Source organism: Lentzea sp. NPDC051208, from assembly GCF_040682435.1.
GTDB classification, from domain to species: Bacteria; Actinomycetota; Actinomycetes; order Mycobacteriales; family Pseudonocardiaceae; genus Lentzea; species Lentzea kristufekii.
Genome location: NZ_JBFBAW010000002.1, coordinates 151571 through 175344, shown reverse-complemented (window position 1 = coordinate 175344; position 23774 = coordinate 151571). Strand labels below are relative to the sequence as shown.

Genomic DNA, 23774 nt, shown 5'->3' with positions numbered 1-23774 from the left:
ACGTCGAAACCTCACCATCTGCGTTCGCGCGGGACACTGAAGAGGGAATATTGATACCCGAAGAGATGATTTCTCAGAGTTCATTCACCCTTTCGTGCGCTCCTGCGACCACGACTCCTTCGATCGGATGATCTTTCAATGAGGCGATTCTCGGCGGTTGCCGTTCCAGCTGGACCACTCCACGCGCGCGAGGCTGATCCCGGACGCCCGTCGCAGCGCCCCCTCAAGCCGTCCTCGGTGCGCCGGGACTTGCTCAGCCGGGTGAACGCGGTCGCGGTGCTGCTCGTCCTCGCCGACGCCGTGGCGCTCACCGCGGTGTGCGTGCAGCGCGGCCTCGGCTGGGGCTGGGGCAGCGCGGTCGTGGCGGCGGTGATCACGATCAGGGGAGCCTGGCGGCTCTACCGGCGGCGGCTGTGGCTGTCGTGGCTGCAGGACCTGCCCCGGTCCGCGGCGAGCACGGCGCTGGCCTTCGCCCTGCTGACCGGCATCGGCCTGACCAGCGGTGCCGACGCGGCCGAGCTGGCCGCCGCGCAGTGGGCGATGATCGTGTTCGCGCTGGCCATCGAGCCGGTGCGGTGGTGCGTGTTCGCGTTCGGCCGGTGGTGCCGCCGCCGGTTCGACCGCTGCGACCGCACGATCATCGTCGGCGCGGGCGAGGTCGGCGTGAACCTCGCGAGGACCATGCTGGAACACCCCCAGTTCGGCCTGCGACCCGTCGCGTTCGCCGACTCCGGCCCCGATCCGGACCGGCAGCCGCCGATGCTCGAGGTGGTCGACGGCGACCTGGCCGACGCGATCGTGCGGCTCAAGGCCGGCACCGTCGTGCTCGCGTTCTCGCACACCCGCGACTCGCCGCTGGTGGACGCCGCGATCACCGCGCACCGGCTCGGCTGCTCGACGCTCGTCGTGCCCCGCATGTACGAGCTGCACCCGGACGGCCCCGGCATCGAACGGCTGCGCAGCTACCCGCTGATGCGCCTCGGCACCGCGCCGACCAGCAGGCCCACCTGGTGGATCAAGCGCGCGGCCGACCTGCTGCTGGCGGCGGTCGCCCTGGTCGTGCTGTCGCCGGTGATCGGCCTGTGCGCGCTCGCGGTGCTGGTCGAGAGCGGACGGCCGCTGTTCTTCCGGCAGGTCCGCGTCGGCATGGACGACCGCACGTTCACCCTCTACAAGATCCGCAGCGTCCGGCAGTCCGGCGAGGACGACTCGCAGGTGAAGTGGTCGGTCGTGGGCGACTCCAGGGTCGGTCCGGTCGGCCGGTTCCTGCGCCGCACCTCGCTCGACGAACTGCCCCAGCTCTGGAACGTGCTGCGTGGCGACATGTGCGTTGTCGGGCCCCGCCCGGAGCGTCCCGGTTTCGTTCGCGAGTTTTCGTCCATTCACGAGCTATATTGGGCGCGCCATCGCGTTCCGACCGGCTTGACTGGACTAGCCCAGGTGCACGGTCTGCGAGGTGACACCTCCATCGCCGACAGGTCTCGATACGACAACTACTACATCGCGAATTGGTCGTTGTGGCTCGACCTGAGGATTCTACTGATGACAGCGGGTGAGTTGTGTTGTCGGAGAAATCGCTGATACGTCGATTCGCAGCTGTCGCTCTCGTACTTCTTTCGAGTGCATGTGCGGTCAGCGCCGCCGAACCGGACCCGATCATCACGGGACCGATGCCGAAGGCGCTGGCGCCGTGCGCGTGGTGGTACGGGATCGGCGACTCGCCCACGCAGTGGGAGATCAGGTCCGCGGCCAAGCACTACGACGTCGTCGTGCTCAACGCGTGGGAGACGGCGGCCATGCGCAAGCTGCACGAGCTGAACCCCAAGGTCAAAGTGCTCGTGTACAAGGACTTCTCCAGCACGCGCAACTACTACGGCGCCGTCGAGGGCGACCGCGACGCCCGGTACCTGCCCACCGGGATCGGCTACCACGCCGCGGAGCGGAATCAGCCGGCGTGGTTCGCGACCAGCACGCTGGGGAAGCGCATCGAGTGGGACGGCTACCCCAAGCACTGGCAGATGACGGTCTGGGACCCGGCCTACCAGAAGGCCTGGGCCGACGCGGTCGTCGGCGAGGTGCTGCGCGAGGGCTGGGACGGCGTGCTGGCGGACAACGACTTCAGCTCGCTCAAGTACTACTCCAGCGCGGTGATCGCGGGCACCGCCGACGCCGCGGCGTCCGACCGGCTGCTGCGCGACGGCCTCGACGCCCTGCTCGCACTCACCGGTGACGCCCTGGAGAAGGCCGGGAAGATGCTGATCCCCAACGTGTCGGAGTCGCAGCTGACCCCCGGCCGCTGGTCGGCGCACTCCCGGTACGCGGGCGCGATGGAGGAGAACTTCGGCCTGCAGGGCGACGACGGCACCGGTGAGCTGATCACGTTCCAGGGCAACCAGTTCAAGGAGCAGCGCGCGCAGGCGGCGCTCGGTGAGTCCTGGTTGCTGCTGATCACGCACACGAGGTCGGACAAGGAGGAACGCGTCGGGTACGCCTCCGCCGCGCTCCTGGCGAGCCCCCACACGTGCTGGACGAGGGCGCAGCCCGACTACAAGAACCCCTACTGGTCGCTGTACCAGGACGCACGCCTCGGCGAGGCGGTCGAGACGGCCAACCGCCTGCCGAACGGCGTGTGGAACCGCCGCTACTCGGGCGGCTGGGTGGCCGTGAACCCGACGAAGACGTCCGTGCTGCTGACGCCCCCGCCGGGCCTCGTCACGCTGAGGGGCGAACCGGTGCCCGCCCAGCTCGACCTGCCGTCGGCCGACGCGGTGGTGCTGGTCAACGGCCCGAAGCCGTGAGCCTGCGGTAGAGGTCGAGGTGCCTGCGGGCGCAGACCTCCGCGGTGAACCGCTCCCGTGCCCTCGCCGCGAGCCGGTGTCCGGTGCTCGCGGGATCGGGATCGTCGAACAGCGCGCGCAGCCGTGCGGCCAGTGCCGCCACGTCGCCGGGCTGCGGGCAGTCGTCGCCGGGAACGCCCAGCATGTCCGCGACACCGCCGGTGTCCGTGGCGACCACGGGCTTGCCCGCGGCCATGGCCTCCGCGACGACGAGCGGCTGCTGCTCCATTGTGGACGGCAGCACCAGGGCGTCGTGCTCCAGCAGCAGTTCGGGCACGTCGCTGCGGAAGCCCAGGAACTTCACCCGGTTCGTGAGGCCGCGGCGGGTGACCCGGCCCTCGGCCTGGAGCCGTTGCGGGCCGTCGCCGACGACGGTGAGCGTCGCGTCCTCCGGCATCGTGGTCTGCAGCGCGTCGAGCAGGTCCAGCAAACCTTTGCGTTCCACCAGGAGCCCGACGAACACCAGCTTGCGCACCGGGCCGGCGGGCGGGTTCGCGGAACCGACCTCGACGCAGTTGTCGATGTGGGTCATGCGGTGCGGTGGCACGTAGAGCCGTTCGCGCAGGAACCGGCCCATCTCCCTGGCGGGGACCACGGTGCGGTGCACGACCCGGGCGACGGCGGCGTCGGCGGCCAGCACCGCCCTGGTGTAGGCCGGGGGAGGGGTGGCGCCGCGGACGTTGCGGAACCACGGCTCGGCCACCTCGTCGGGCACGCCGTGGTAGGTGTGCACGATCTTGGTGCCCGTCGTCGCGAGGGCCGCGCTGACCAGTCCGGACCGGCGGTCCTGGGCGTGCACGACGTCCGGGTGCCAGGCCTTGATCGCGGCCCGCGCCTGCCGTGCGGCGGCCATGTCCCCCTTGCGCGTCACCAGGGTCTCTTCGAAGTACGGGTCGATGAGCTCCGCGCCGCGACGGGGCCGCGGGCCGAACACCCGCACCTCGGCCTCGCCCGACTTGGCCAGCGCGGCGGCCAGGCGCACCGTCACGTCGACCGGGCCACCGCTGTCCTGGGTGAGCAGGTAGGCGATCCGTGTCATCGTCGTCCTTCCTCGGTGACCAGTGCCGCGGTGAGCGTGGCGATCTGGCCGGTCATGCGGTCGCGGTCGAACAGGGTTTCGGCCCGGAGCCGGCCGCGTTTTCCTTCGGCGGCGGCGAGTTCCGGGTCGGCGAGCCGGAGCGCAATCGCTTGCGCCAGGGCTGTCGTGTCGCCCGCGGGGACCACCTCGCCCGCGTCGCCGAGGCTCTGCCCGACGCCTTCGACGTCGAACGCGACGACGGAGCGTCCGCAGGCCATGGCTTCCAGCGGCACCAGCGCCATGCCTTCGGCGCGGGAGGGCAGGACCACGACGTCGGCCTCGGCGTAGAAGCGGTCGACCGCGTCGCTGTGGCCGTGCCAGCGGGTGTTCGGGTGATCGGTGGTGCGCAGTCGCGCCGCCATCGGGCCGTCGCCGACGATCAGGAGTTCGGCGTCCGGCACCTTCGCGAGCACCTGGGGCCAGGCTTCCAGCAGCAGGTCCTGGCCCTTCTGGTGAGCCAGTCGTCCGACGCACACCGCCGTGGGGATGTCGTGCGCCTTGGTCTTCGGGCTCAGACGCTGTGTGTCCACACCGTTGCAGACGACCTCGGCTGGTGCGGTCACCCCTGCCGTGCGCCCGGCTTTCAGCTCGTCGTCGCTGACGCACAGCAGCAGGGTCGTCCAGCGGGAGGCCGCGGCCTCCCAGAACCGGCAGGCACGGCTGAGCAGTCCGGTGGCGACGCGGAACGACCACAGGTGGGGCTGGAAGATCGTCGGCGTGCGGCCGCGCAGGACGAGCCGGGCCAGACCGGCCTTGGAGCTGTGCAGGTGGACGACATCGGGCTCGATGTTCCTGAGGGTCCTGCGCAGTGCCCGGAGTTCCAGCGCGGTGCGTGGACCTGGGCTCCGGGTGGCGTGCCAGGGGTGCAGCGGGATGCCGGCTTCGCGGGCCTGTGCGGGCAGCCAGCCGGTGGACGGGCAGGCGATGCTGACGTCCCAGCCGCGTCGTCGCTGGGCCTTGGCCAGGTCCAGCACCACGACGGCGACCCCGGCCTCGACCGGCTGCGTCACGTGGACGATCTTCACGCGCGCTCCTTCAGTCCGATGAGGACGGTGCGGTTCAGGGGCAGGGCGATCGCGCAGTAGGTGGCGAGCAGCAGCAGGCCGGTCGTGATCAGGCCGGGGAGGGTGGTGCTGTCCGGCAGGACGGTGCTGAGGGCGAGACACGCGGCCGCGGCCCCGGCGACGCCGGCGACGGCGCGCAGCGGGACGGGGAACGCGAGGCCGTTGCGGGCGAGGACCAGCCAGGTCAGCGGTACCAGCAGCCACACCACGGTCACCTGGGTGAGCGCGACCGCCGCCGGACCCTCCCCGGTGGTGAAGACCAGCGCGGTCAGCAGGGCGGCGAGGTGGGTGGCTTCGAGGGCCAGGTACTGGCGGGCGTGCCCGGCCGCCCTGATCACCTGGTACCAGACGTGCAGCAGGCTCAGGCCGAGTCCGTAGCCGCACAGCAGGACCAGCGGCCCGGCCGCGCCGGCCCACTGCTCGCCGAGGACCACGATCCCGTGCGCGGACAGCGCGACCACGACGTACAGGCCGCCGGTGACCACCAGGGTGGCGACGGTGAATCGCCGCAGGGTGGCGGGCAGCCGGTCCGTCCGTCCACTCCGGACCAGCTCGGCGCAGATCGGGAACAGCACGCCGCCCAGCACGACGGCGATCATGATGTACGGCACCCAGGCGATGCGGAACGCGAGCGAGTACCCGCCCACCGCCTCGGGTCCGAGGACGTGCCCGATCGCCAGGTAGTCGACGTTGATCAGCAGTACGGCGATCAACGCCCCAGGCCCCACGACCGCGAGCCACTTCGCGGCCTCCGTCGCGGCTTCGTGGTCCCAGCCGGGGCGGATCCGCGCTCCGGCCGCGGCGGCGAGCACGGGTTGCGCGACCGCGGTGCAGAGCAGGCCCAGGACTAGCGCCGTGGGCCCGGTTCCGTTCGCCGCCAGCGTGACCGTGACCGCCGCGCCGACGAGCATGCCGCCCGCGTCGGGGAGCATACGGCGCCGGAAGTCGAGCTCGCGGTGCATCAACGCCATCTGCACCCCGCCCGCCGCGGTGAACGGCAGGGTCAGCGCCGCGAGCCGCAGCATCCCGGCTGCCTCCGGTGCGCCGAGCGCGGTGGCGATCGGGTGCGCGGCGGCGATGATGACCGCCGTCAGCGCCACTCCGGTCGCGACGCTCATCGTGAGCACGGTTCCCGCGGTCCTGAGGGGATCCAGGGCGGTGCGGCTGACGATGTCGTAGACGCCCATCGCCTGGACGACCTGGCCGATGTTGACGACCGACACGACCAGCGCCACCGCGCCGAGGTCGGCCTCGGTGAGGAACAGGGCGAGCGCGAGGGTCACCACGATCTGGCTGCTCTTGCTCACCAGGTTGACCGCGAAGAGCCACAGCGACCCCCGCACCGCCACATCGGTCATGCGGCGCGCCGGACGTGCCGTGCCGCGAACACCGCCAGCACCAGCCAGGCCGCCACGACCGCGACCCCGTCCAGCGTGACGGCGGCCCGCGCTCCGAGAACGCTCTTGACGGCCGTGTCGACGAAGTACAGGTGCGCGAACGGAACCACGAGCAGCAGGGTGGCCACGCCGGCCCACCGCCAGTGGCCGTCCTTGCGCCGCCGCCAGCACACGACGGCCAGCGCCGTCATCGCCGGTACCGCGATCAGCACGTCGCCCGGCTGGTGCACCAGCGCGACCACGATGCCGAGGCACGTCAGCAGATCCGCCGCCTCCGACCCGTTCGCCGTCCGGTCGAGCCTGCGGGCGAGCAGCGCGGTGACCGCGAGAACCCCGCACAGCGCCAGCAGTTCCGCCGCGGGCGGCAGCCACCCGGTCGTGCGGAAGAACACCGCCGGCAGGTCGACCCGTTGCGCCGTCAGGGAGTCGACCGCGCCGTACCCGGTGCTGCTCGCCCACTCCAGGTTCCGCGAGATCACGTCGAGGAACGCGCCGGCCCCACCGCCCCTGACGACCAGGAGCGCGGCCACGGGCAGACTGGCCGCCGCGGCGATCGCCGTGCCCAGGAGCGCGACCCTCCGGTCACCGCGCACGAAGAGCAGTATCGCCAGCGGCAGCCCGAACTGCGGCTTCAACCAGGCCAGTGCCAGCGCCGCCGACGCCCACGCCGGGCTCTTCGTGCGCAGCAGCAACGCCCCGGCCGCGCCGACCGCGATCAGCGGGTTGACCTGCCCGACGTACATCTGGGCCTTGCCGACCTGGCTCGTCACCAGCAGCGTGCTGATCACGACGGTGCCCGCGACCACGGGCAGCTTCGCGCGCCCTGCGGCCATGACGGCGAGACCCACCAGCAACACCAGGCACGCCAGCGCGAACGCGACCGCGCCCACCCGGTACTCCGGCAGCGCGAACGGCAGGTGCAGCACCAGGTGGTAGGGCTGGTAGAGGTTGAAGTTCTGGCGCACCGGCCAGTGCTCGAACATCACCGCCGGGTCGTACGGGTTGCCGCCGTTCAGGAACTCGCGGATCGGGAAGTAGAGCGCGTCCCGGAAGTCCTGCATGCGTTCTTCCGGCAGGTTCGACTCGGTGGGAAGCGGCACCTCCCACGCCGGCTTGAGCGCGCGGAACGCGCTGAGGGCGCCGGCCAGGGCGACGAGGGCGAGGCCGATCTTCTTGGCGAGGCCGGCGCGGCTGGTCGTGGTGATCATTCCGGCACCACCGCCATGATGACCGAGGCCACGGCCACCGCGGCGAGAGCGGCCAGTGCCGCGAGGAAGGTGACGCCGGCGACGGTGAGCGCGGCCCGGCGGTCCATCTGGCGCAGGAGGGCAGTCCAGCGGGAGGAGATCGTCACGCCGCCACCGCCGTCACGTGCGGCGCGGCGAGGGCGGCAACCGTCGGGATCGATTCCGACTGGCCGGCCCCCTGGGGGGATCGGGCCCCCACTCCCATCATCTCAAGCAGGTCTGACAGTTTCTTCGTGGTCACGTTCGTGGTGGTCACGCCAGCACCACCGCCACCAGCACCGACGAGGCAGGCAGCACCGCGAGGGCCGTCGCCAGGTCGTTGCGGTGCGCGCGGTCGTTCGACGCGACGGCGATCACGGCCGTGCCGTCCGCGGGCTCGGAAGCCTTGTCCGGCAACGCCCGCGCGAGTTCCTCCGCGCGTTCCGCCAGCGACGGGCTCACCGGCAGCACCCGCACCGGCCGGGCCGCCGCCACGCACAACGCCGTGAGGCGGTCGATGAGGGCGGGGTCGTCGTCGGCGGCGACGACGACCGGGTGCTTGATGCCCGCCGTCGACAAAGCGGCACCCACCGCGTTGGCGCGCAGGCGGCGCACCGCCACCACGGCCACGCCCGCGATCACCGCGGCCACCAGGGCGAGGCCCGTGGCGAGGCGCCAGTCCGGCGACACCTGCGTGGTCTCGGGGCGCGGGTCGACGAGGCGAAACTTGGCGGCGGGCGCCAGCAGGTCGGCCTCGATCACCGCCCGGGCCACCGCGGTCACGGCCGAGGCGGCGTGGGCGGCCGAGTCGGCGCGGACCGAGATGCGGGCCACGCCGGACGCGGGGACCAGTTCCACGGCGATGGCGTCGGCCAGGCGGTCCGGCGTCGTGCCCGCCGCGCCGGCCGCCGCGTCCAGCACGGACGGGCTGCGGACCAGTTGCACCACCGCCGGCGTCGCCAGCGAGGTGACCTCACCGAACTGGGCGCTGCCGGGTGCGGACGGTGTGGCGAGCAGGGTCAGCCTGCCCTCGGTCACGCCGTCGCGCAGTGCGACGGCCAGCAGCACGGCCGCACCGACCAGCACGGCGGCCAGCACGCCTTCCACCACAGCTCTGCGAGCTTTCATCGTCCCTCCAGGACGGTACGAAGCAGTTCGTCGTAGGACTTCATCAGGGTGTGCGCGTCGGCCGGGCCGTCGTGGGACGCGGCCACCGAACGCGCGGTGGGGGAGAAGAGCAGGCCGCGCAACGCTTTCGCGGTTTCCTCGGGGCTGCGGCGGGGGACCAGTACGCCGCCACCGCCGGACAGCACCTCCCGCACACCGTCCACATCGGACGCCACGACCGGGCGGCCCGCCGCCAGTGATTCGAGCAGCGCGATCGGCATGCCCTCCCAGTCGCTGGTGAGCACGGTGACGTCCGCGGCTTCGAGCAGGTCGCGCACGTCGGTGCGGGTGCCGAGGAACCGGACCCGGCCGTCGGCACGCGCCTCCAGTTCCGCACGCAGGCTGCCGTCCCCGGCCAGCCACAGTTCGCAGTCGCCGGGGATCCGGGCCCACGCGTCGAGCAGCACGTCGTGCCGCTTCTGCGGTTCCAGCCGCGCCGGGCAGAGGGCGACGGGCACGTCGAGCGGCGTCCCGAGCCGGGCCCGCACGGTCGCCCGGTCCGCCGTCGGCGCGGAGGGAAAGACGGCGTTGGGGATGACCACCACGGAGTCGAGTCCGGCGTCACGCAGCCGTTCCGACGCGGCTGAGGCGACGGTCACGACGACGGTCGACACGCGGCGCAGGACCTTCACGGCACCGGGCACGTCCGCCTCGGCGACGCCGTGGAACACCGTCACCACGGGCCGTCGCGGCGTGGCGATGCGTGCGACGAGCGACGCGGAGACGTTGTGCGCCACCACGACATCGGGCCGGAACCGGCGCACGGCCACCCGCGTCGCCCAGGCGGCACGCGCCACACCCAGCGGCGAACGCCGTGCCACCGGTACGTCGAAAACAGGGACACCACCGGCGCGCAACGCATCGACGCGGAACCCGCCGCCGCTCGCCACCGCGGACTCCCAGCCGACGTCGCCGCCCGCCAGGGCCATCCCGGCCACGAGCGCCTCGGCACCACCCGCGCCCATCTCGCTGATCACGTGGAGAACGCGCATCGAGACTCCTTCTGAGAACGCCGCTCGATCGCGGCCGCGAGGGCGACGAGCGACCACAGGGGCAGGTAGTACTGCTCGGACAGGAAGATCGAGGCGACCAGCACGGCGATCAGCGACGCCTGCACGGCCACCGCCTCACGCCGATCCGCCACGCGCCGCAACGCCCGTTCGCTCGCCACGAACCCGACCGCGACGAACGCGATCAGCAGCGCGAACCCCGGCACCCCGAGTTCGGCGGCCACTTCGAGGAACAGGTTGTGCGCCACCGGGGTCTGCTCGTCGATCTCCGCGTTGTGCCCGGCGGACGCGTACTCCTGGCGGAACCCGCCGGGCCCGACGCCGAGCACCGGGTTGTCGGCCAGCATCCGCGAGGCGGCCTGCCAGCGCAGCATCCGGGTGTCGGCGTTGGTGCCCGCGATGTGGCTCTTCTCCTGCAGCGCCCGGGACAGTTCGGCCTGCGCCGTCGAGGCGAACACCGAAGCCGCCACACCGGCGACGGCGGCCGTCACGACCACCACGCGGACCGGCAGGGCACGCCGCACGATGAGCCACACCAGTGCGCAGGCCAGCGCGATCCCGCCACCCCGCGAGAACGTCGCCGCCGCACCGGCCACCAACACCGCACCCAGCACCAACAAGACGATCCGCTGCGAGCCTCTGGCCGGCAGCGCGATCAGCAACGGCAGCGCCGCCACGAGGAAGAACGCCAGGTCGTTGGGATCCTCCAGCGGTCCGGTGGCGCGCAACGAACCACCGGCCAGGCTGAGCAGCCCGCCGCCCGCCGCCACGACCGCACCGGCGACCGTCGCCGCGAGCAACGCGCGGACCGGCACCTCCCGCGCGGCCACATCGGCGAGCACCACCGCGATCACCAGGAACGGCACCCACCGCACCAGGTATTCGAGCGTGAACGGCTCGGCCTCGTGCACCGCGGAGGTCGCGAGCAGCACGACCGCCAGCAACGCGACGACCAGGTGCAGCGGATGCGGCGTGGGCAGACGTCGGTGCCGGTGCAGGGAGAACAGCCAGACACCTATCAGCAGTGCGGGCACGATCTTGGCCAGCTGCCCGTGCACCTGCAGCAGATAGCCTTCCAGGGGCGCCAGCGCCACCGTCCCGCAGGCGAAGACGCGCAGCAGGACCGTCAGCCACATGCGACCGGATCCCGTTCCCGCAGAGGAGAACCCGCGAGCCGCTCGACGTGCTCGCCCGTGCCGACCACGTCGAAGTGCCGGCGCAGCAACGACAACACCCAGCCCAGCAGCTCGACCTTCTGCGCGCCCGGCACGGCCATGCCGGGGAAGAACTCCATTCCGGGCGCCTCGGCACCCGAGAGCACGTCGGTCGGATGCAGCAGCAACGACGGGGAGACCTTGCGCGCCAGGCACAGGCGCAACGCCGTGCGGAAGTACCCGCGAGCCAGCCGGGGCGAGATCTGGTGCAGCTGCAACAGGTAGGCGCCGTGGATCGGCACCCGCAGCAACGGCATCGTCGTCACCGGCAGCTCGACCAGTCCGTTGTCCCGCCAGCGGTACGCGGTGTTGGGAGCGCGGACCTTGCCGAACCCGCCGAACAGGTCCTCGCCGCCGTCCGTCGACCCCGCCGAACGGTTGTGGTACGCGCGGGCCAGCGGCCCGATCCACGTCGGCAGCACGCTCGCGTCGTAGCGATAACCGCGCCGCCGCAACACGTCGAGCAGCGCGGGCGTGACGCTGTAGCCGGGACCGCGGAAACCCACGGGCCGCGGCGCTCCTGCGGCCATGATCGCCTCCTCCGCGCGCATGACCTCCTTCTCGACCTCCTCGGCGGAGAAGCGGTGCAGCCACGGCTGGTGCCAGAACGAGTGGTTCGCGATCTCGTGCCCGGCCGCGGTGATCGACGCGACCGCCTCGGCGCCGTCGTCGCGTTCCGCGTCCGCGCCGACCACGAAGACCGTGGTGGTCAAGCGCTGTTCGCCGAAGACGTCCAGCAGGCGCGGCACCGCGGACGGCAGGAAGCTCGGCCTGCTCTCCCACCGGGCGTCGCCGTGCGTGCGCAGGTACGCCCACAGGTTGTCGAGGTCCAGCGACACACTGGCGACGGGCTTCACCGCTCACCTCTGGTCGCGACCAGTTCCCGGGCGGGCTTCGCGACGGACCCGAGCACCAGCACGCCGGACACCACCAGCAGCACGCCGAGCACGACCCACCACTCCCGCCCGGCCGCGATCTGGTCGCCCATCACCGCGAGCCCGGCCGCCGAGCCGATCACCACGGTGGTCGCGTCCATCGACGCCACCGCGGACGTGGCCGAACCACGCTGCAACGCCGTCGCGAGGCACGCCTGGCCGACGAACGCGGCGATCACCATCACCCAGGTCAGCGGGTGCAGCAGCAGGTCGAGCACCGGCTTGCCGGCGACGTTGCGCGCGGCCACCGCGACCACCGCGAACGCGATGCCGGCGAGCACCGGCGTCGCGGCCTTGAACACCCGTGCCAGCGGCAGCACCGCGAGCGTCAGCAGCCCCAGCACCACCAGGGCGGGCACCAGCGGGAGCTCACGGGCGGTGGACGGCGCCGCCGCACCCGTCAGCAACAGCAGTCCGCACGCCATCACCACCAGCACCGCGATCTCGACGCGCCGGATCCGCCAGCCCAGCAGCAGCACGCCGATCACGGTGGCGAGGCCGACCGCGCACGACGAACCGGCCTGCACCAGGTAGAGGGGCAGGTCCTCGCGAGCCAGGAACGCGAACAGGAACCCGCCGACCTGCCCGGTGAACCCCAGCAGGTACAACCGGTCCGCGGCGAGGCGGGCGAGCAGCCCCACCCCGGTGCCGGGACGTTCCTCGGCCCTCCGCGCGGCGACGGTCTGCGCGACTATCCCCAGGCCGTAGAGCACAGTGGACACCGCAAGTGCCAGATGACCGGACATGAGCGCGGACACTACGACACGCTTGTGCGGCAACACTTTCGAGCGATATCCGAGGCAACTCTTTCGAGTGAACGTGCGCGGGATGTGCCCGGTTTCGTCAAGATCGATGCAGTACCTTGCCGCGGTGCGGGAAACGAACATCGTCACGATCGTCTGCGGCACCAGGCCGGAACTGATCAAACTCGCGCCGCTGGTCGACCACTTCGGCAGCGCGTGCACCATGATCTACACCGGTCAGCACTACGACCGCTCGATGTACTCGCTCATCCGCCGCGAGGTGCCGGAACCGGGCGCGTTCCACGAACTGCGGCTGGGCGGCCTGCGCCGCGGCGACCAGCTCGGCCGTGCCGTCTCGGCGGTGGACGAGGTGCTGGCCGCGCACCGGCCGGGTGCCGTGATCGTGCAGGGCGACACGACCTCCGCGCTCGCGGGAGCGTTGGCCGCCAACGCCTGCGACGTGCCGCTGGTGCACGTGGAGGCGGGTCTGCGCAGCTATGACCGCGCGATGCCGGAAGAGCACAACCGCGTGCTCATCGACCACCTCTCCGACCTCTGCTGCGCCCCGACATCGTTGAACCGCCACAACCTCCTGGGCGAGGGCGTCGCGGAGAGCCGCATCGCCGTGACCGGCAACACCGTCGTGGAGGCGCTGGCGCACGCGTTGCCCTCCGCGGACGAGCAGGACGTGGTCCTGGGCGACCTCGGCCTGAAGCCCGACCGCTACGTCCTGGCCACCATCCACCGCCCCGAGAACGTGGACGACGCGGCCAGCCTGGAGATCGTCCTGCGCGAGCTCGGCGGACTGCCCCTGCCCGTCGTGCTGCCGCTGCACCCGCGGACCGCCGCACGCATCACCGAGTTCGGCCTGGAAGCGCTGCTGCACGGCCTCCAGGTGATCGAGCCGCAGCCGTACCGGGAGTTCCTGGCCCTGGCGCACGGGTCCGCGGTGATCGTGTCGGACTCGGGCGGCATCCAGGAGGAGGTGAGCGTGCTGAAGCGGCCCGTCGTGGTCGTGCGGCGCAGCACCGAACGGCCGGAGATCGAGGGCACGTTCGGCACGCTCGTCCCGCCCGGTCCGCTGGTGGGCAGTTCGGTGCTGGCGTGGCTCGACGACGTGGAGGGGCATCGGGCCGCGCTGCGGGAGATCCCGTCGCCCTACGGCACCGGCTCGCCGTCCGAGCTGATCGCCTCCGCCGTCCGCCGGATGCTGGCCGACGCCTAGTCCGAGCCCGTCCGACTTCGTCCGACCCGTCTTCCGCTCACCGCCGCCGCAGACCAGCGTGAGTGGCGTTGATGTTGGTCGAACTGGGAGGAGCGGACCCGTGAAGCGATTCGCCAAGCTGGCCGGTGAGCGGCTCGTCGGACTCGTGCTGCCGAAGATCGATGCCGGTGCCTGCGTGCCGGAGCACGGGCAGTGTTGCAAGAGGGGCTACCGCTTCAACTGCAACGGCATCTGCTCGTCGGTGAGCAGCAGCTGCAAGTGACACGACGGGGTGCCGGCGACTCGTCGCCGGCACCCCGCACTCGTTGCCGGAGGCCGACGTGCTCGATCTGTTCGCTCGTGTGCTGCTCGCCGTGGTGTTCCTGGCGGCCTTCGCCGGCAAGGTGCGGTCGCGGCAGGGGTTCGCCGAGTTCCGCGACTCGATCGCCGCCCTGGTGCCGCTGCCCGCCCGGCCTCTCGCCGTCGTGGTGCTCGCGGGGGAGGCGCTGGCGGTCGTCCTGCTCGCCGTTCCCGGTACGCGCCTGGGGTACGGCGTCGTCGTGACGTTGCTCGTGGCGTTCTGCGGCGTGGTCGTCCTAGCCGTCACCGGCCGGAAAGCGGTGCGCTGCAAGTGTTTCGGTGCGGGCGGGGACGTGCTGGGACCCAAACACCTCGTGCGCAACGGCCTGCTGATCGCGGTGGCTGTTCTGGGCGCGTTCGTGCCGGCGCCTGTTTCCCGGGAGGAACCGTTGACCCTGCTCACGATCGCCGTCGTGCTGCTCGCCGTGGTGGTGGCGCTGCACGTGCTGTTCACGTACGGGCTGGTGGCCAGGGTCCGGGAGCTGCAGGAGAACGCGCAGCCGAAGCGCGAGTCGAACCTGCCGCGGCCGGGCCTGGTGGTCAAGCCGTTCTCGGTCGTGGACACCGGCGGCGTCCCGTTCACCGAGGCCGATCTCGACGGGCCGGTGCAGGTCGGCTTCTTCTCGGTCGGCTGCGGACCGTGCCGGACGCTGACCGACGCTCTGCTGGCCGATCCGCCCGCGGCGCGGTTCGTGTCCGTTGTGGACGGAGATCCGAGCGATCCCGGGGCCACGGCACGGCTGGTCGAGAAGGTCGGTGCGCTGGGCCGGGTGGCCGTGGTCGGCACCGATGATCCCGTGCTGTCCGCGTTCGAGGTCATGGCCTACCCGACGTTGCTGTACACGCACGGAGGTGTGGTGACGGCGTCCGGGACCAAGCTCGCCGACTTCGCCGGCGTTCCGGCGCCGGTGGCGTGATCCGCAACGCCCTGGCGGCGCTGGCGTTGCCGTTCAAGGCCGCGCCGGTGCTCGCCGGTGGAACCCTCGCGCTCACGGTGATCGCCGGTGCCGCACCCGCGAGCGGCGCCTGGCTGACGATGTTGCTGGTGGACGAGCTGACGTCGCGTCAGGCCGGTGCGGGCCGGGCGGCGTTCCTGGCGGTCGCGTCGGCGCTCGTCGGCGGTGTCGCCATCGCGTTGCTCTACCTCTGCGGGCACCTCGGGGAGGTCGTGCGGCAACGGGTCGCGGTGACGGTCGAGAGCACGCTGTTCCAGCGCGTCGCCACGCTGCCGGGGCTGGCGCGCATCGAGGATCCCGCGTTCCACGACCGGTTGCGGCTCGCCGAGCAGGCCGCGCAGGAGGCACCCGGCACGATCTCGCAGTTCACCCAGGAGGTCGTGCGCTCGGTCGTGCTGCTGGCCAGCTTCACCGGTGCGTTGCTGGTGGTGTGGCCGCCGATGACGTTGCTGTTGCTGGCTTCCGTGGTGACGGCGGTGTTCGCCCGGCTGGCGACCGCGCGGCGTGAGGCGTCGACGGAGGAAGCGTGGGTGGCGACGGACCGGCGGCGGTTGTTCTACCGGGCGTTGCTCACGGACGTGCGCGCGGCCAAGGAGATCCGGCTGTTCGGCCTCGGCTCGCTCCTGCACACCAGGATGGTCGGCTCGCTGGTCACGGTCAGCGGCGCGCGGCTGGCGGCGCAGCGCAGGGGCACGGTGGTGCAGAGCGCGCTGGCGTTGCTCGGTGCGGTCGTCGCCGGGGCGGGCACGGTCGTGGTGGCGCTCAACGTGGTCGCGGGCCGGTCGTCGGTAGGTGACCTCGTGCTGTTCCTCGGGGCGGTGGCCGGGGTGCAGACCGGGCTGTCCGGGGTGGTGCTGCAACTCGGTGAGGCCGGGCGCGCGGTGCGGCTGTTCGGGCACTACCTCGACGTGATCGGCACCCGGGACGACCTGCCTGCGGGGACCGGCACGCCCGGTGAGGCGGCGATCGAGCTGCGGGACGTCTGGTTCCGGTACTCCGACGACGGTCCGTGGGTGCTGCGCGGGGTGAACCTGACCATCCCCGCCGGTGCGGCCGTCGGGCTGGTCGGCGTCAACGGCGCGGGCAAGAGCACCCTGGTGAAGCTGCTGTGCCGGTTCTACGACCCGCAGCGGGGTTCGATCACGTGGGGCGGCGTGGACCTGCGCGACCTCGACGTCGTGGCGCTGCGGGCCCGGATCGGCGTGGTGTTCCAGGAGTTCATGACCTACGACCTGACCGCGGCGGAGAACATCGGCATCGGCCAGGTCAGCGAGCTCGGCGACCGGGCGCGGATCGTCGCGGCCGCGGGCAGGGCTCGGGTCGCCGAGACGCTGGAGGCGTTGCCGGACGGGTACGACACGGTGCTGTCGAGGACCCACGCGGACGAGGAACGGACGGGCGTCACGTTGTCCGGCGGGCAGTGGCAGCGGGTGGCGCTCGCACGGTGCCTGATGCGCGCGGACGCCGATCTGATGATCCTCGACGAGCCGACGTCCGGGCTGGACGCCGAAGCGGAACACCGGGTGCACGAGACCGTGCGGCGGCACGCGGAAGGCCGCACGCGGCTGCTGATCTCGCACCGGCTGGCCGCGCTGCGCGGGGCCGGTCTCATCGTCACCCTGGCCGGCGGGCGGATCGCCGAGCAGGGTGACCACGACGCGCTGATGAACGCCGGCGGCGAGTACGCCCGCCTGTTCCGGCTCCAGGCCGACGGCTACCAGGACGCGAGGGTCAACTGATGTGGATCAGGGTCACCGTGCGGGGCAACAGCATGTCGCCGACCCTGCACGACGGTCAGAAACTGCTGGCGCGCAGGCTCTTCCGGCGGCCCCGCCACCACGAGGTGATCGTGTTCCGGGTACCGGACCCCGAACTGCCGCACCGGGTCAAGAGGGTGGCGGCCACAGCAGGCGATCCGGTGCCACCGTGGCTGGCCGCCACGCTGCCCGGTCTGGCGCACGTGCCGGACGGTTTCGTCGCCGTGGTGGGGGACAATCCGCGTTCACAGGACTCCCGTCAGCTCGGATTGGTCGACTGCAAGGACATCGTCGGTGCGGTGCGTGGAAGGTGAGAGCGCTTGCACGCCGCGACCCAGCGCAACCGCCAGCGCGTCGTGTCCCCGCCGCACACCCGCGCGATCGCCAGCACCGTGTCCAGCCGGGGAAACCGGCGTCCGGTCAAGGCGTCGTGCAACGTGCTGCGGGCACACCCCGTGCGGCGTGCCAGTTCGCGGTAGGACAATCCGACCAGCAGACGAAGCTCGTCCAGGTCGATGCCGAGCTCGGTCTTGCCCCCTGTGGCCATCCAGACTCCCGTGTAGTGGGTGCTCCGTTCCCTCTCCTTCAGCCCACTGCATGGTTACCCGAGGGTGCGAGAATTCGCCACTGGCCCTGCGACTAGGGCAGGCGAGCCTGCGACGTGTCAGCATCGGCCTGGGCCTTGAGTTCGCTCTTGCGGCGGGTCAGCACGAGCGGCCCGTCCTCGGTGATCGCGACGGTGTGCTCCGAGTGGGCCGTGCGCGAACCGTCCGCCGAGCGCAGCGTCCAGCCGTCCTCGTCGTAGATGATCTGGTCGGTCGTCGCGGCGAGCCACGGCTCGATGGCGATGGTCAGGCCGGGCTTGAGCTTCATGCCGTGCCGGCGCCTGCCGTTGTTCGACACGTGCGGCGCCTCGTGCATGGTGCGGCCGATGCCGTGCCCGCCGAACTCCAGGTTGGGCGTGTAGCCGAACCGGCCGCAGACCTCGCCGATCGCCGCGGAGATGTCGCCGAGCTTGTTGCCCGCCTGCGCCACCTCGATCGCCGCCGCCAGTGCCACCTCGGTGGCGCGGACCAGGCGCTGGTCCTCCTCGCGGGGCGTGCCGACGATGACGGTCATGGCCGAGTCGGCCGCCCACCCGTCGATGGTGACGGCGATGTCCATGGTCAGCACGTCACCGTCCTGCAGCACGTAGCTCTTGGGCAGTCCGTGCAGCACCGCGTCGTTGACGGCCAGGCAGGTCACGTTGCGGAACGGCCCGCGGCCGAACGACGGCGAGTAGTCCCAGTAGCAGGACACCGCGCCGCGTTCCTCGAGCATGTGGCGCGCGTGGTGTTCGAGGTCGAGCAGGTTCACCCCGACCGCGGCCCTGGCGGAGAGCTCGTCGAGCACCTCCGCGATGAACTGGCCGGTGACGTGCATGCGCTCGATCTCGGCGGGCGACTTGAGCTCGATCAACGTTGTTCCTCCATCAGCGGGTACCGGTATAACTATACCGTCGCTGGAGGTCTGCTGCTCGAGAGGCCTCGCCGTCGGTCCGCTGCTCCACCATGCGCGCTCGCGGGCCGGGGGTCAACGCCTCCTCGCGGGCCTCGGTACCGGGCGGCTGAAGAACACCACTCAGGAGGGGGACGCGCGTTGCGCGCGCGAGGCCGGGTCACCACAGTGCCTGGTCATGAAGCAGGTGTTGCAGCACAGGATCGACTCGACCTTCGCCCACTACGACGTCAACCGCAACGGCGTCATCGAGCTGGCGGACGTCTACGCGCTGGCCGACCGGCTGCTGCGGGCGTTCGGCGAACCGGCGTCCTCGGAACGCGGCCGTGAGCTCGTGGAGGCCTACGACCGGTTCTGGGAGATGCTGGCCGGCCACTGCGACACGGACCGCGACGGCAAGATCGGCCCGGCGGAGTACCGCGACGCCATGATCGAGGCGTTCGTCGAGGGCGGCCCGATCAACATGGACTTCCTCGAGGTCGTCCAGTCCCTGCTCGACATCATGGACACGAACGGCGACGGCCGCGTGGACGCGTCCGAGTTCGGGGTCCTGCTGAAGGCGCGCGGGCTGTCGGAGCAGGAGTGCGGCCGCGCGTTCGCGCACCTGGACACCGACGGTGACGGCGCGATCAGCGTGCAGGAGTACGTGACGGCCGTGCGCGACTACTACACGAACCCGGCAGAGGACACGCCTGGCAGCTGGCTGTACCCGAGGGCGTTGCAGCGCATCTGATCGCCTGCGAAACAGGCGAAGGAGTGCCCGACCTCACCCGCGGTGTGGTCATGTATCCTGACTATCAGGATTTGTGACTAGTTGGGAGCGTCATGACCACCGCCACGCTCGATCACGAGACGGTCTTCGAGCAGGCCTGGGCCACACCCGGCGCCACGAGGGCGGACCTGCCGGCGGTGCGGGTCAACGAGGTGCTGCGCGAGCGCTACCGGGTGACCCCGCCGGTCGAGTACACCGGCGCGCTGCTCTGGGACATGGAGGTGCGCAAGGCCAAGGCGCCGGACGTCTTCATCCCGACGGTCGTCGAGCCGGGCGCGGAGAGGTTCCCGAGCGTCTGGCACGGCCGGGTCGAGGAGTTCACGCGGGTGTCCGTGCAGCGGCAGTGGGCGGACCCCTCGCGCACCGCGCGGATCATCGAGCACGTGCGGCTGGACCACGAGAACCGCTGCGCGTTCTTCCTGGGGGACGCGCGGTGGGAGGCTCCGGACGGGCGCGTGTTCACGGCGGGGACGGGGCAGCCGATCTTCCACGTCGAGCACTCGGTGGGCGGCACGGAGGCGGACCCGCTCAACCTGTGGCGGATCGTGAACCTCACCGAGGAACCCGACCCCGCCCTCGTGGCCGCGTTCGACGAGCTGGCGAACGACCGTTACCTGAGGGTGTTCGTCGAGGTGCACCTGCGGGAGGTCCTCGGGCGTGACCTCGTGCGCCGCTAGGGTGGCCTGATGGTCACCCGCGCGGAACGCAACGCCTCGAACCCCGATCTGGGAGTCCTGTCGGGCCGCCTGCTGTTCGCGGTGCAGCGCGAACTGTTCCAGACCCTCGCCGACATGGGGTTCGACGACCTGAAGCACCGGCACGGCGCGGTGCTCGCCTATCTCGACCCGGACGGAGTGCGCGCGACGGACCTCGCGCACCTTTCCGGGCAGCACAAGCAGATCGTCGGCACGCTGGTCGACGAGCTGGAGGCGCTCGGGTACGTCGAGCGCCGGCCCGACCCGAGCGACCGCAGGGCGAAGCTCATCTGCCCCACCGAACGCGGCCTCGCGCAGATGCGGGCGGCGGACCAGATCATGGCCGCCATGCAGGACCGGCACGCCGAGCGGGTCGGCAAGGGTGAGTACACGCGCTTCAAGCGCATGCTGGTGGACATCACCGAGCACCAGCGCCTGGCCGTCGAGTCCTCAAAGGACTGAACAGCACCTGGATTTAGTCACAGATCTTGACTATCATGAATCTGTGACTACGGCAGTGGAGCTGACCCGTTTCCGCGTGGCGCCCGAGAACGTCGAGGCGCTGCTCGCCGCCCGTCCGGGCATGATCGCCGACTTCGAGGCCGACCGCGAGGGATTCCTGGGCGCCCGGCTCGTGCGGCTGCCCGGCGGCGAATGGCTCGACATCGTCGAGTGGCGTTCCTCGGAGGACTACGCCGCTTCCAGCAGGAAGGGCCCGAACCTGCCCGGCATCAAGGCGTTCTTCGACGCGATCGACTCGCTCGTCACCGCGGAGGAAGGCGTGCTCTCCGCGTAGGGGAGCGCGTCCAGGAGGAGGCAGTGATGGTGCAGGCACTCAGCTTCGGCGTCTCGGTCGTACCGACCGTCGACATCGACGAGAACAGGGCCGTCGTCGCGGCGGCCGAACAGGCGGGGCTCGACCTCGTCGGCGTCCAGGACCACCCGTACGTCGCCGACCACCTCGACGCGTTCGCCCTCATCGGCGACTTCATCGCGCGCACCGGGAAGATCTCGTTCTTCCCCGACGTCGCGAACCTGCCGTTGCGGCCCGCGCCGATGCTGGCGCGTCAGGCGAGCGCGCTCAGCCGCCTGTCCGGCGGCCGGTTCCACCTGGGGCTCGGCGCGGGCGGGTACTGGGACGCGATCACCAAGCTCGGCGTGCCGCGGCGCAGCCCCAAGGAGGCGCTGGACGCACAGGAAGAGGCGATCGCGTTGCTGCGCGGGCTCTGGCAGCCGCGCGGCCACCACGTGACCGCGTCCGGGAAGTACTACTCGGTCGAACACATGGCCTCGCAGGAACCCGGCCCCGGCGGCGTCGAGATCTGGGTCGGCGCGCAGGGTCCGCGCAGCCTGGCGCTGACCGGACGGGTGGCGGACGGCTGGGCCGCGCCGATCCCGTCGTACCTGCCGTACGAGAAGTGGGCGGAGAGCAACGCGCTGATCGACCGGGTGGCCACGGACGCCGGTCGCGAGCCGGGGGAGGTGCGCCGGATCGCGCAGCTCGTCGGCACCATCACGGACACGCCCGGGCCGGTCGGCCTCCAGGGGGCGGAGCCGATCCGCACGGACGCGCAGGGCTGGGCGGACGTGCTGACGAAGCTCGCCGCCCAGTCCTTCACCGGTTTCGTGCTGTGGCCGGAGGAGGACGCCGCCGATCAGGCGCGCCGCTTCGGTGAAGAGGTCGCGCCCGTCGTGCGCGTGCGGTTGAGCTAGACGCAGCGGTAGCTGGAGGCCGCCCTTGCCGCGCTCGACCCAGTCGCCGAGCTGACCCAGGGCGTTGATGGGCTGCGGTCCTTTGCCGCCGTCGAACTCGCGGACCGACTGCCGGAACAGGTCACGGTACTGGGCGTAGGTGAGCGTCGAGGTGTCGAAACCGGGCTGCTGCAGCAGGAAGCTCACGAAGGACCAGCTGTCACATCCGCGTGGGCAATCGGGTCTTCTTGGTAGGTACCCACGCGAAAAGGATGAACAGCATGTCCTATCCCAAGAAGGTCTACCTCGGCGACACCGGCGAGGTGAGCGCGCGCTACCGGCCCGCGAGCACCCCGATCGACAACGGTGAGCCCGGGAACGGCATCCACTACCTCGCGACCACCGAGACCACGCGCGGCGAGTTCGGCCTCTACCGGGTCGTCATGAAACCGAAGGCCGGCGGTCCGGCGACGCACTTCCACCGGACGATCTCCGAGTCGTTCTTCATCCTCGACGGCACCGTGCGCCTCTACAACGGCGACAAGTGGATCGAGGCGGGGGAGGGGGACTTCCTGCACGTGCCGCAGGGCGGGTTGCACGCCTTCCGCAACGACGCCGACGCACCGGCCGAGATGTTGTTGCTGTTCACTCCCGGTGCGCCGCGCGAGGAGTACTTCGAACGGCTCGGCGAGGTCGCGGCGGCCGACCGCGCCGCGTTCCTCGACGAGCACGACTCGTACTTCGTGGAGGGCTGAGATCAGGCCTCGACCTCGATCGCCGAGGCCGGGCACACCGCCGCCGCGTGCCGGACGTCGGCCAGCCGCTCCGGCGGCGGGCTGGCGTCCAGCAGGTCGACCAGACCGTCTTCGTCGCGCTGGTCGAACACGTCGTCCGCAGCGAGCACGCACTGCCCGGCCCCGACGCACTTGCCCTGGTCCACCACGATGTTCACGCCGACCTCCAGGTGACGGGCAGCTCCGCCACGCCGCCGGTGAGCGTCGCGCGGACCTGCAGCTGGTCGAGTTCCTTGGCCAGCCGCATCGACGGCAGGCGCTTGGCGAGCGCGGCGAACACCACGCGCAGTTCCGTGCGGGCCAGGGAAGCACCGATGCAGAAGTGGGCGCCGTGACCGAAACCGAGGTGCGTTTTCTCCGGACGGTCCGGGTCGAACTCCTCGGCGTGGGAGTACACGGACGCGTCGCGGTTGGCGGCGTTGGTCGAGATGACCACCGCGTCACCGGCCTTGATGGTCACGCCCGCGATGTCGACGTCCTCCCGCGCGTACCGCAGCAGGCCGAGGTCACCGGGGGCGCCCAGGCGCATGACCTCCTCGACCACCGCGTCGACGCGGCCTTCCGGGTCGGCGACGAGAGCGTCCCAGCGCGACCGCTCGGTGAGCAGGAACAGCACGCCCAGGCCGATGCGGTTGACCGTGGTCTCGTGGCCCGCGAACAACAGTCCGACGCACAGCCGGACCATCTCCACGTAGTCGAACGCCGGGTCCTGTGCCTGTGCGCGCACGAGGTCGGAGATCACGTCCTCGCCGAGGGCACCGCGCTTGGTCTCGACGAGCCCCACCATGTACCGGAAGAACTCCTCGCGCGCCTTGTGGGCCTCCTCGCCGATCTCGGTGCCCGCCATGCGCTCGGACAGCGACGCGAACAGCTCGTTGTCCTCCTCGGGAACGCCGAGCAGGCGGCAGATCATGGCCACCGGCAACGGGAACGCGAGGCCGCGGTGCAGGTCGACCACGCCGGTCGTCTCGTGCTCGGCGATCAGCGCGTCCAGGCAGCTGTCGACCAGCTGCTCCATGTTCTCGCCCAGCATTCGCATCCGCTTGGCGGAGAACGCGGGCGTGAGCAGGCGGCGCATGCGCGTGTGGTCGGCCTCCTCCGTCGCGAACTCGCCGGTCGGGCCGTCCTGCACGGCGGCGGTCGAGATGCGGGAGGCCTTCTCCGGCTCCGGGTGGGAACGGCCGAAGCGCTTGTCTCCCAGCAGGAGGCGGACCTCCTCGTACCGGGTCACGAGCCAGGCCGGGTCGCCCGCCGGTGTCGTCACGGGGGCGATCGGTGCCTCGCGTCGCAGCACCTCGTAGAGCGGAGCGAGATCGAGGACGTTCGGCCTGGCCAGCGGCAGCTTCAGGCGCTCTGCGTCAATGCTCATGCACTGA

The 23774-nt window shown here is 71.4% G+C and carries 28 protein-coding genes; 13 read left to right on the top strand and 15 right to left on the bottom strand.

The genetic code is table 11. The features are described 5' to 3' along the window. Positions 1–237 precede the first annotated feature (237 nt). Together AB0M48_RS05220 and AB0M48_RS05215 are read left to right on the top strand one after the other, a co-directional pair. The gene (locus AB0M48_RS05220; RefSeq protein ID WP_363836084.1) at positions 238–1581 is read left to right on the top strand and encodes a sugar transferase; all 1344 of its coding nucleotides are present in this window, start codon (positions 238–240) and stop codon (positions 1579–1581) included. 89 nt (positions 1582–1670) lie between these two features. Further along, positions 1671–2798 carry a putative glycoside hydrolase family 15 protein gene (locus AB0M48_RS05215; protein WP_363836083.1) on the top strand — a complete coding sequence of 376 codons (1128 nt, stop codon included), beginning with the start codon at positions 1671–1673 and terminating at the stop codon, positions 2796–2798. Here AB0M48_RS05215 and AB0M48_RS05210 read toward each other — a convergent pair. From AB0M48_RS05210 to AB0M48_RS05160, 11 genes are read right to left on the bottom strand one after another with little or no spacing between them, the layout of a single operon-like run. Next, the gene (locus AB0M48_RS05210; protein ID WP_363836082.1) at positions 2779–3876 is read right to left on the bottom strand and encodes a glycosyltransferase family 4 protein; all 1098 of its coding nucleotides are present in this window, start codon (positions 3874–3876) and stop codon (positions 2779–2781) included. The two genes, AB0M48_RS05215 and AB0M48_RS05210, sit on opposite strands and share 20 nt — an antisense overlap. Further along, entirely contained in the window at positions 3873–4940 is a 1068-nt protein-coding gene (locus AB0M48_RS05205; RefSeq protein WP_363836081.1) for a glycosyltransferase, read from the bottom strand. The genes AB0M48_RS05210 and AB0M48_RS05205 overlap by 4 nt, the downstream gene beginning before the upstream one ends. Next, on the bottom strand, positions 4937–6337 hold the full coding sequence (locus AB0M48_RS05200) for an oligosaccharide flippase family protein (RefSeq protein WP_363836080.1): 1401 nt from the start codon (positions 6335–6337) through the stop codon (positions 4937–4939). Before AB0M48_RS05200 ends, AB0M48_RS05205 begins: the two co-directional genes overlap by 4 nt. Further along, positions 6334–7584, bottom strand: coding sequence for a glycosyltransferase 87 family protein (locus AB0M48_RS05195; protein WP_363836079.1), 1251 nt, complete (start codon positions 7582–7584; stop codon positions 6334–6336). Before AB0M48_RS05195 ends, AB0M48_RS05200 begins: the two co-directional genes overlap by 4 nt. Continuing rightward, positions 7581–7730 (bottom strand): hypothetical protein, encoded by a 150-nt coding sequence (locus AB0M48_RS05190; protein WP_363836078.1) that lies wholly within the window; start codon positions 7728–7730, stop codon positions 7581–7583. Before AB0M48_RS05190 ends, AB0M48_RS05195 begins: the two co-directional genes overlap by 4 nt. After that, positions 7727–7879, bottom strand: a complete 153-nt coding sequence (locus AB0M48_RS05185) for a hypothetical protein (protein ID WP_363836077.1) — start codon at positions 7877–7879, stop codon at positions 7727–7729. The genes AB0M48_RS05190 and AB0M48_RS05185 overlap by 4 nt, the downstream gene beginning before the upstream one ends. After that, positions 7876–8730, bottom strand: coding sequence for a hypothetical protein (locus AB0M48_RS05180; RefSeq protein WP_363836076.1), 855 nt, complete (start codon positions 8728–8730; stop codon positions 7876–7878). Before AB0M48_RS05180 ends, AB0M48_RS05185 begins: the two co-directional genes overlap by 4 nt. Beyond that, positions 8727–9761, bottom strand: a complete 1035-nt coding sequence (locus AB0M48_RS05175; RefSeq protein WP_363836075.1) for a glycosyltransferase — start codon at positions 9759–9761, stop codon at positions 8727–8729. Before AB0M48_RS05175 ends, AB0M48_RS05180 begins: the two co-directional genes overlap by 4 nt. Then, entirely contained in the window at positions 9743–10915 is a 1173-nt protein-coding gene (locus AB0M48_RS05170) for an O-antigen ligase family protein (RefSeq protein ID WP_363836074.1), read from the bottom strand. Before AB0M48_RS05170 ends, AB0M48_RS05175 begins: the two co-directional genes overlap by 19 nt. Then, complete coding sequence (locus AB0M48_RS05165; RefSeq protein ID WP_363836073.1) at positions 10906–11850, bottom strand: polysaccharide deacetylase family protein; 945 nt, start codon at positions 11848–11850, stop codon at positions 10906–10908. Before AB0M48_RS05165 ends, AB0M48_RS05170 begins: the two co-directional genes overlap by 10 nt. Then, positions 11847–12674: a hypothetical protein gene (locus AB0M48_RS05160; RefSeq protein WP_363836072.1), complete on the bottom strand. Its 828-nt coding sequence runs from the start codon at positions 12672–12674 to the stop codon at positions 11847–11849. Before AB0M48_RS05160 ends, AB0M48_RS05165 begins: the two co-directional genes overlap by 4 nt. A gap of 106 nt (positions 12675–12780) precedes the next feature. Here AB0M48_RS05160 and wecB point away from each other — a divergent pair, with 106 nt between their 5' ends. The 5 genes from wecB to AB0M48_RS05135 all read left to right on the top strand — a co-directional run bounded on the left by wecB (position 12781) and on the right by AB0M48_RS05135 (position 17262). After that, positions 12781–13896: a UDP-N-acetylglucosamine 2-epimerase (non-hydrolyzing) gene (gene wecB / locus AB0M48_RS05155; protein ID WP_363836071.1), complete on the top strand. Its 1116-nt coding sequence runs from the start codon at positions 12781–12783 to the stop codon at positions 13894–13896. 100 nt (positions 13897–13996) lie between these two features. After that, the gene (locus AB0M48_RS05150) at positions 13997–14158 is read left to right on the top strand and encodes a hypothetical protein (protein WP_319982767.1); all 162 of its coding nucleotides are present in this window, start codon (positions 13997–13999) and stop codon (positions 14156–14158) included. A 58-nt stretch (positions 14159–14216) separates the two neighbouring features. Then, positions 14217–15152 (top strand): MauE/DoxX family redox-associated membrane protein, encoded by a 936-nt coding sequence (locus tag AB0M48_RS05145; protein ID WP_363836070.1) that lies wholly within the window; start codon positions 14217–14219, stop codon positions 15150–15152. Continuing rightward, positions 15149–16930, top strand: a complete 1782-nt coding sequence (locus AB0M48_RS05140; RefSeq protein WP_363836069.1) for an ABC transporter ATP-binding protein — start codon at positions 15149–15151, stop codon at positions 16928–16930. Before AB0M48_RS05145 ends, AB0M48_RS05140 begins: the two co-directional genes overlap by 4 nt. Beyond that, a complete protein-coding gene (locus tag AB0M48_RS05135) occupies positions 16930–17262 on the top strand; it encodes a S26 family signal peptidase (RefSeq protein WP_266041482.1) in 333 nt (110 codons plus the stop codon). Before AB0M48_RS05140 ends, AB0M48_RS05135 begins: the two co-directional genes overlap by 1 nt. Here the strand turns inward: AB0M48_RS05135 and AB0M48_RS05130 are convergent. Both AB0M48_RS05130 and map read right to left on the bottom strand, forming a co-directional pair. Continuing rightward, positions 17208–17495: a helix-turn-helix transcriptional regulator gene (locus AB0M48_RS05130; RefSeq protein WP_363836068.1), complete on the bottom strand. Its 288-nt coding sequence runs from the start codon at positions 17493–17495 to the stop codon at positions 17208–17210. The two genes, AB0M48_RS05135 and AB0M48_RS05130, sit on opposite strands and share 55 nt — an antisense overlap. Before the next feature lie 92 nt (positions 17496–17587). Continuing rightward, the gene (gene map, locus AB0M48_RS05125; protein WP_363836067.1) at positions 17588–18406 is read right to left on the bottom strand and encodes a type I methionyl aminopeptidase; all 819 of its coding nucleotides are present in this window, start codon (positions 18404–18406) and stop codon (positions 17588–17590) included. Between the two features lie 217 nt (positions 18407–18623). On the opposite strand from map, the gene AB0M48_RS05120 reads away from it, so the two are divergent. From AB0M48_RS05120 to AB0M48_RS05095, 6 genes are all read left to right on the top strand, one after another. Beyond that, positions 18624–19178 carry an EF-hand domain-containing protein gene (locus AB0M48_RS05120; RefSeq protein WP_363836066.1) on the top strand — a complete coding sequence of 185 codons (555 nt, stop codon included), beginning with the start codon at positions 18624–18626 and terminating at the stop codon, positions 19176–19178. 92 nt (positions 19179–19270) lie between these two features. Next, positions 19271–19894, top strand: coding sequence for a hypothetical protein (locus tag AB0M48_RS05115; protein WP_363836065.1), 624 nt, complete (start codon positions 19271–19273; stop codon positions 19892–19894). Between the two features lie 9 nt (positions 19895–19903). Next, positions 19904–20374, top strand: coding sequence for a MarR family winged helix-turn-helix transcriptional regulator (locus AB0M48_RS05110; RefSeq protein WP_363836064.1), 471 nt, complete (start codon positions 19904–19906; stop codon positions 20372–20374). Between the two features lie 43 nt (positions 20375–20417). After that, on the top strand, positions 20418–20708 hold the full coding sequence (locus tag AB0M48_RS05105) for an antibiotic biosynthesis monooxygenase (RefSeq protein WP_363836063.1): 291 nt from the start codon (positions 20418–20420) through the stop codon (positions 20706–20708). Between the two features lie 26 nt (positions 20709–20734). Next, on the top strand, positions 20735–21625 hold the full coding sequence (locus tag AB0M48_RS05100; RefSeq protein ID WP_363836062.1) for an LLM class flavin-dependent oxidoreductase: 891 nt from the start codon (positions 20735–20737) through the stop codon (positions 21623–21625). 260 nt (positions 21626–21885) lie between these two features. Beyond that, on the top strand, positions 21886–22359 hold the full coding sequence (locus AB0M48_RS05095; RefSeq protein ID WP_363836061.1) for a cupin domain-containing protein: 474 nt from the start codon (positions 21886–21888) through the stop codon (positions 22357–22359). 2 nt (positions 22360–22361) lie between these two features. Here AB0M48_RS05095 and AB0M48_RS05090 read toward each other — a convergent pair whose 3' ends face one another. Together AB0M48_RS05090 and AB0M48_RS05085 are read right to left on the bottom strand one after the other, a co-directional pair. Further along, on the bottom strand, positions 22362–22556 hold the full coding sequence (locus tag AB0M48_RS05090) for a ferredoxin (RefSeq protein WP_363836060.1): 195 nt from the start codon (positions 22554–22556) through the stop codon (positions 22362–22364). Next, on the bottom strand, positions 22553–23767 hold the full coding sequence (locus AB0M48_RS05085) for a cytochrome P450 (protein ID WP_363836059.1): 1215 nt from the start codon (positions 23765–23767) through the stop codon (positions 22553–22555). Before AB0M48_RS05085 ends, AB0M48_RS05090 begins: the two co-directional genes overlap by 4 nt. Positions 23768–23774: the final 7 nt, after the last annotated feature.

Excerpts from the sequence above, each read along its gene's own strand:
- AB0M48_RS05115 (WP_363836065.1), top strand. The coding sequence starts at position 19,271 with ATGACCACCGCCACGCTCGATCACGAGACGGTCTTCGAGCAGGCCTGG.
- AB0M48_RS05200 (WP_363836080.1), bottom strand. The coding sequence starts at position 6,337 with ATGACCGATGTGGCGGTGCGGGGGTCGCTGTGGCTCTTCGCGGTCAAC.
- AB0M48_RS05095 (WP_363836061.1), top strand. The coding sequence starts at position 21,886 with ATGTCCTATCCCAAGAAGGTCTACCTCGGCGACACCGGCGAGGTGAGC.
- AB0M48_RS05135 (WP_266041482.1), top strand. The coding sequence starts at position 16,930 with ATGTGGATCAGGGTCACCGTGCGGGGCAACAGCATGTCGCCGACCCTG.
- AB0M48_RS05170 (WP_363836074.1), bottom strand. The coding sequence starts at position 10,915 with ATGTGGCTGACGGTCCTGCTGCGCGTCTTCGCCTGCGGGACGGTGGCG.
- AB0M48_RS05160 (WP_363836072.1), bottom strand. The coding sequence starts at position 12,674 with ATGTCCGGTCATCTGGCACTTGCGGTGTCCACTGTGCTCTACGGCCTG.
- AB0M48_RS05100 (WP_363836062.1), top strand. The coding sequence starts at position 20,735 with ATGGTGCAGGCACTCAGCTTCGGCGTCTCGGTCGTACCGACCGTCGAC.
- AB0M48_RS05215 (WP_363836083.1), top strand. The coding sequence starts at position 1,671 with ATGCCGAAGGCGCTGGCGCCGTGCGCGTGGTGGTACGGGATCGGCGAC.
- AB0M48_RS05120 (WP_363836066.1), top strand. The coding sequence starts at position 18,624 with ATGAAGCAGGTGTTGCAGCACAGGATCGACTCGACCTTCGCCCACTAC.
- AB0M48_RS05110 (WP_363836064.1), top strand. The coding sequence starts at position 19,904 with ATGGTCACCCGCGCGGAACGCAACGCCTCGAACCCCGATCTGGGAGTC.
- wecB (WP_363836071.1), top strand. The coding sequence starts at position 12,781 with ATGCAGTACCTTGCCGCGGTGCGGGAAACGAACATCGTCACGATCGTC.
- AB0M48_RS05180 (WP_363836076.1), bottom strand. The coding sequence starts at position 8,730 with ATGAAAGCTCGCAGAGCTGTGGTGGAAGGCGTGCTGGCCGCCGTGCTG.
- AB0M48_RS05195 (WP_363836079.1), bottom strand. The coding sequence starts at position 7,584 with ATGATCACCACGACCAGCCGCGCCGGCCTCGCCAAGAAGATCGGCCTC.
- AB0M48_RS05085 (WP_363836059.1), bottom strand. The coding sequence starts at position 23,767 with ATGAGCATTGACGCAGAGCGCCTGAAGCTGCCGCTGGCCAGGCCGAAC.
- AB0M48_RS05175 (WP_363836075.1), bottom strand. The coding sequence starts at position 9,761 with ATGCGCGTTCTCCACGTGATCAGCGAGATGGGCGCGGGTGGTGCCGAG.
- AB0M48_RS05130 (WP_363836068.1), bottom strand. The coding sequence starts at position 17,495 with ATGGCCACAGGGGGCAAGACCGAGCTCGGCATCGACCTGGACGAGCTT.
- AB0M48_RS05210 (WP_363836082.1), bottom strand. The coding sequence starts at position 3,876 with ATGACACGGATCGCCTACCTGCTCACCCAGGACAGCGGTGGCCCGGTC.